The organism is Flaviaestuariibacter terrae, assembly GCF_054777635.1.
On record NZ_BAAHAL010000018.1, the window covers coordinates 1 to 2,192 of the forward strand.

Annotated in this window: 2 rRNA genes; both read right to left on the reverse strand. The window is 55.8% G+C overall.

Going from position 1 to position 2,192, the window contains the following annotated elements:
• Nucleotides 1–82: ribosomal RNA gene (locus tag ACYU7Z_RS16410) — 23S ribosomal RNA — on the reverse strand; the annotation flags it as partial.
• Between the two features lie 497 nt (nucleotides 83–579).
• A 16S ribosomal RNA gene (locus ACYU7Z_RS16415) occupies nucleotides 580–2,102 on the reverse strand.
• Nucleotides 2,103–2,192: the final 90 nt, after the last annotated feature.

A 2,192-nucleotide genomic window follows, 5' to 3' on the forward strand; every position in this document is an offset into this window, starting at 1 on the left:
CCCCAGGCTTATCGCAGATTCCCACGTCCTTCTTCGGCTCCTGATGCCAAGGCATCCACCGTGTGCCCTTAAAAACTTGACGATCACACACACAACACACACCAACCCCTAAAGGCCGGTAAACGGTTGTATGCGAACACAAAATTTTAAGATGCTCGCGTCCACTATGCAGTTCTCAAACAACAACCCCAGTAAACACACCACCGGCACCCCACAACCCCCAAACAAAACAGGGATCAAGATGCAGGCAGCCATGCCCAGGAAAACCAGAAACCCCAACAACCCACACCCCACAAAGGAATGCGGACTCCTGTTGCCTCAGGACCCAACAGTGTGCCAAACAATGAAACCACCACCACCAACCACGCCTTTCCCAAACCCACACCCCCCACCAACCCCCAAAGGGACAGGCAGGAAACACAGGCCCGTACTCAACACGACCAGCACCAGCAGCCATCAATTCGTTGATATTCCACCCATGAGCACCCACCGCAGAACAAACGCCTGCGCAATGGGCATACTCCTGACAACCCCCACACCCCACACAACGTGGAACGGACAGTTGTAGGCGCTCCTTAGAAAGGAGGTGATCCAGCCGCACCTTCCGGTACGGCTACCTTGTTACGACTTAGTCCCAATCGCCGGTCCCACCTTCGACGGCTCCCCCCCAAAAGGGTTAGGCCACCGGCTTCGGGTGTTACCAACTTTCGTGACTTGACGGGCGGTGTGTACAAGGCCCGGGAACGTATTCACCGCAGCGTTGCTGATCTGCGATTACTAGCGACTCCGACTTCATGAGGTCGAGTTGCAGACCTCAATCCGAACTGAGACCGGCTTTTTGGGATTAGCTCCACCTCACAGCATCGCAACCCTTTGTACCGGCCATTGTAGCATGCGTGAAGCCCAAGACATAAGGGGCATGATGATTTGACGTCGTCCCCACCTTCCTCCGAGTTGACCCCGGCAGTCTCCCATGAGTCCCCGGCATAACCCGCTGGCAACATGGAACGAGGGTTGCGCTCGTTGCGGGACTTAACCCAACATCTCACGACACGAGCTGACGACAACCATGCACCACCTGTAAACCGGCCACAAGTGGCCGACACATCTCTGCGCCGTTCCGGTTCATGTCAAGCCTTGGTAAGGTTCTTCGCGTTGCATCGAATTAATCCGCATGCTCCGCCGCTTGTGCGGGCCCCCGTCAATTCCTTTGAGTTTTAGCCTTGCGGCCGTACTCCCCAGGCGGGGCACTTAATGCGTTAGCTACGGCGCGGAAAACGTGGAATGTCCCCCACACCTAGTGCCCAACGTTTACGGCATGGACTACCAGGGTATCTAATCCTGTTCGCTCCCCATGCTTTCGCTCCTCAGCGTCAGTTAATGCCCAGAGACCTGCCTTCGCCATCGGTGTTCCTCCTGATATCTGCGCATTTCACCGCTACACCAGGAATTCCAGTCTCCCCTACATCACTCAAGTCTGCCCGTACCCACCGCAGATCCGGGGTTAAGCCCCGGACTTTCACGGCAGACGCGACAAACCGCCTACGAGCTCTTTACGCCCAATAATTCCGGATAACGCTTGCGCCCTACGTATTACCGCGGCTGCTGGCACGTAGTTAGCCGGCGCTTCTTCTGCAGGTACCGTCACTTTCGCTTCTTCCCTACTGAAAGAGGTTTACAACCCGAAGGCCTTCATCCCTCACGCGGCGTCGCTGCATCAGGCTTGCGCCCATTGTGCAATATTCCCCACTGCTGCCTCCCGTAGGAGTCTGGGCCGTGTCTCAGTCCCAGTGTGGCCGTCCACCCTCTCAGGCCGGCTACCCGTCGTCGCCTTGGTAGGCCATTACCCCACCAACAAGCTGATAGGCCGCGAGTCCATCCAAAACCACAAAAGCTTTCCACCAACCACCATGCGATGGAAGGTCATATCCAGTATTAGACCCAGTTTCCCAGGCTTATCCCAGAGTCAAGGGCAGGTTACTCACGTGTTACTCACCCGTTCGCCACTAATCCCCCCAGCAAGCTGGAGATCATCGTTCGACTTGCATGTGTTAAGCACGCCGCCAGCGTTCATCCTGAGCCAGGATCAAACTCTCCGTAAAAAACTACGAACACAACACAAACCCCCCGGAAAAAGAAGGATCCATGCTGCACAAAATTCGAAACCAGCCAAAAAACCAGCCACCACACAC